The organism is Candidatus Jordarchaeum sp., assembly GCF_052745115.1.
This window is the reverse complement of sequence record NZ_JBRAKS010000381.1, coordinates 1-3582: the sequence shown is the minus strand read 5'-3', so window position 1 is coordinate 3582 and position 3582 is coordinate 1. Positions and strand designations below refer to the sequence as shown.

Sequence of the window (3582 nt, the reverse complement as noted above, 5' to 3'; positions counted from 1 at the left end):
ACATAATTAAGAACAAAATTAATAGAAAAGGGTGGTGCACATTTTCTAAAAGCACATGGTTGCCCAAAATAAGGTCATTCCAGACCACTCACCGGCTGAAATGCGCCCCCCACACTTTCCGCATAAGGGCGCAAAAAATGATACAACCCTTGCAAAAACCGTTCTCCAGCTACGGAGATTGAAAGTTTTTTACGCCGAAATAGTTTCTGATTTCCTGTAAAGGTTTCTCTAAGGTTCTGTGGTATGTTTCTACAATTTCTTGAATAGGAATCTGTATATAGCATATCCCTAGATTTTCGGCTAATTTTTGGGCATCCTCTTTGCTGTGATCGCTTGAAAACCTGGAAGGCATAGAAACGCCAATCACATTATCTTCACCCAAAGCTTCAACCGCTATACAAGTAGTAAGTGATGAGTCAATTCCTCCACTCATACCGATAACCGCCTTCTCAAAACCAGTTTTTCTGAAATAGTCACGGATTCCTAATACTAAAGCGTTGAATATTTCCCTTTCTTTATGATAAGCGGGGGAATCCAATTTCTGAGCAGTTCCGCTTCTTAGGTCTATTTGCGTTATTATCAGATCCTCCTCGAACTGCTTACCTATAGCAATTATATTTCCGGAACTGTCGACTGCGAGGCTTTGGCCATCAAACACCAGTTCATCCTGACCGCCAACCAGGTTCACGTAAAAAATTGGTATCCTATTCTTGGTAGATTTCTCTCTTAGCAGCCTTTCCCTTTCAAACCGTTTTCCAACATAGAAGGGGGAAGCAGAAATATTAACAATCAGGTTGTCTCCTCTAGCGGCAAGCAAATCTGTAACCTTAGTATCATAATCCTGATCCCAGAGATCCTCACAAATCTCCACCCCCAGATTAAGTTCCTCTTCATTAATATTCATTTTGGTGGGCTTAATCTCCTTTTCTTTTAAAGGTTCAAAATACCTATCCTCATCGAATACATCATATGTTGGCAACAGGGTTTTGTAAACCACATTCACCAACCTGTTTCCCTGAAAAATGGCTGCAGCGTTGTACAGCCTTTTTCCTCTGTAATCCACAAAGCCAACTGTTCCCGCTATTTCAACTCCATTCTCTTTAATTAACTTTAGAAGTAGCTGCTTGTTTTCTTCTACAAAAGCTCTTTCAAGCAGCAAATCTTGAGGGGGATAACCCGTAACAGACAACTCTGGAAACACCACTAGATTCGTATGGTGTCTATTTGCATCATTAATGTACTTTCTTATCTTCTCTATGTTTCCCGTCAAATCTCCAACAGTCGAATTTATTTGAGCCATCGCAATCTTCAAATCAGCCACCACACAAATACAAATAATATTTAATGCTATTAATTAGCAAATTAGAGAAGATAACTTTTTAATCTATTTTCCTTTTAATCTCACTATTCTCCTATGAGGGAAATAAACAATGAAGTCCGAACTCCAAAGAACGCTGGACATAGTTGCAAAACAAAACACATGGAGAAGAGAAGAGTGCGTCAATCTTATCGCCAGTGAGAACATAATGAGTCCACTAGCCATAGAAGTTTTCAACTCGGACATGATGCACCGATACGCCGAAGGCCTACCCTGTAAAAGATACTATCAAGGAACAAAATATGTTGATGAGATAGAAACCCTGGTAACAGAACTGGGCAAGAAACTCTTCCATTGCAAATATTTTGATTCCCGCCCCATATCCGGCTCTGTCGCCAACCTGTGTGTTTTCACCGCCCTAGCCCAACCAGGAGATCAGATATCAAATCTCAGGGTTGCTGACGGAGGACACATCAGCCACTCCGCACTCGGAGCCGCAGGAATAAGAGGATTAAAAACCCTAAACATGCCATTCGACCACAAAGAAATGAACATCGATGTAGAAAAATTGAAATCCCTCATAAAAAAGAAAAAAATTAAACTAATAGTTCTCGGAGGAAGCCTATACTTATTCCCCCACCCCATCAAAGAAATTAAAGAAATATTAGAAGATGCCAAAATCTTGTATGACGCATCCCACGTTTTAGGGCTAATCACCGGAAAAAGGTTTCAGGACCCATTAGCAGAGGGAGCTGATGTAGTCGCCACGTCAAGCCACAAAACCTTTCCCGGACCCCAAGGCGGCATGGTCTACACTGACAACGAAGAAATATCGAAAAAGGTAGCACAGGCAATCCTGCCCGGAATAGTCTCCAACCACCACCTGTACCGACTCCCCTCACTAGCCATAACTATGATTGAGACACTGGAGTTTGGAGAAAAGTACGCGGATCAAATACAGAAAAACTCCAAGAAACTAGCCAGCAGCCTCTATGAAAAAGGATTCCAAGTTCTCTGTGAGCACAAAGGATTCACCGAGTCCCACCAAGTTGCAGTCGACGTTAGAGGAAACGGAGGAGGAAAAAAAGTAGCCGAAACACTAGAAAAAGCAAACATAATCTGCAACAAAAATCTCCTACCCTGGGACAAGGATGAGGACACAGAGAATCCCTCAGGACTCAGACTCGGCGTCCAGGAATGCACCAGAACAGGAATGAAAGAAAGCGAAATGGAACACATCGCCCACCTAATAACCCGATTAATAATAAAAGGTGAAAATCCCGATAAAATAAAAGAGGAATTAATCCAATTCAAAAAAGATTACAGAGAAACAAAATACTGCTTCACAAAAAACAGAATTAATTAATAATATCTAGTGAGGAATTTTAATTTAGTTCAATACTTTAAACCTTTAATCAAACTACTCTCTTATTTTAAGTTTGGAGTTGACCTCTGTACTCCTTATCCACAAGAAACTTTTCGCTGTTTCCAGTATGCTATCTATGAATTCTCTGATTTCCATTTTAGCTGCCCTAAACGTTTTTCCAACTCTTCCAACTCATCTAGCAGTGCGCCCCACAGGGCATAATCCATTTCGTGCTCATGGGACAGATCAATGTCTACACCGAGTCTCTCTTCATACTCTTCAAATGACATACCATACTTTTCCTCAAACTTTTTAACATCAGCCTTACACTCAGAAATCCTCTAAACAATGTACTCCCCCAAAACGAGAGTTAAGGCTTCGTCAACATCGTCCCGCATAGTAACTTCCCTAATAATCTTGATTAAATCTTGAGACAACGTGAACACCCATAAAATATTAACATGTGAGGATATTTAAATTTCCCCGAGTTCTGGATAAAAAATTAAAGCAGTACACCTTCACGGGGTTGAAGGAGACATAGACCATCTACCATTCGACAAGGATAATCTTCCAGTAAAGCCGGTCTGCCAGCTCAAGAATACCGGTTTCAAGGGCACCTTTGTCTTAGAGGTAATTCCAAACAAAATGCCCGACGGACTAATCGTAGCCAAAAAACAAATAGAAAATATCACCTGTAGGAATACAGCTATCTAAACTCCGAGCAAGCCCAAACGATTATTAAAATCCACTAAATATTCAAGTTTAAAAATCAAACCACACTCATCACCCAAATAGTTTTTAAACCGCACATTAGCATTAACATTTTAAAGGCGTGAAAATAATAGAGGGTTTACAACAGTAGGAAGATTTAATACTAAATAATACCATATATGGCTAT

General features: G+C 40.2%; 3 protein-coding genes. 1 reads left to right on the top strand and 2 read right to left on the bottom strand.

Annotated elements, in window-relative coordinates; translation table 11 throughout:
• Nucleotides 1-169 precede the first annotated feature (169 nt).
• Nucleotides 170-1312 carry an NAD(+) synthase gene (nadE, locus tag ACUVXA_RS18210; RefSeq protein ID WP_445872709.1) on the bottom strand — a complete coding sequence of 381 codons (1143 nt, stop codon included), beginning with the start codon at nucleotides 1310-1312 and terminating at the stop codon, nucleotides 170-172.
• 118 nt (nucleotides 1313-1430) lie between these two features.
• On the opposite strand from nadE, the gene glyA reads away from it, so the two are divergent.
• Nucleotides 1431-2684 (top strand): serine hydroxymethyltransferase, encoded by a 1254-nt coding sequence (gene glyA, locus ACUVXA_RS18205; protein WP_445872708.1) that lies wholly within the window; start codon nucleotides 1431-1433, stop codon nucleotides 2682-2684.
• Nucleotides 2685-2818: 134 nt separating this feature from the next.
• Here glyA and ACUVXA_RS18200 read toward each other — a convergent pair whose 3' ends face one another.
• The gene (locus tag ACUVXA_RS18200) at nucleotides 2819-2974 is read right to left on the bottom strand and encodes a hypothetical protein (RefSeq protein WP_445872707.1); all 156 of its coding nucleotides are present in this window, start codon (nucleotides 2972-2974) and stop codon (nucleotides 2819-2821) included.
• Nucleotides 2975-3582: the final 608 nt, after the last annotated feature.

Excerpts from the sequence above, each read along its gene's own strand:
- ACUVXA_RS18200 (WP_445872707.1), bottom strand. The coding sequence starts at position 2,974 with ATGTCATTTGAAGAGTATGAAGAGAGACTCGGTGTAGACATTGATCTG.
- glyA (WP_445872708.1), top strand. The coding sequence starts at position 1,431 with ATGAAGTCCGAACTCCAAAGAACGCTGGACATAGTTGCAAAACAAAAC.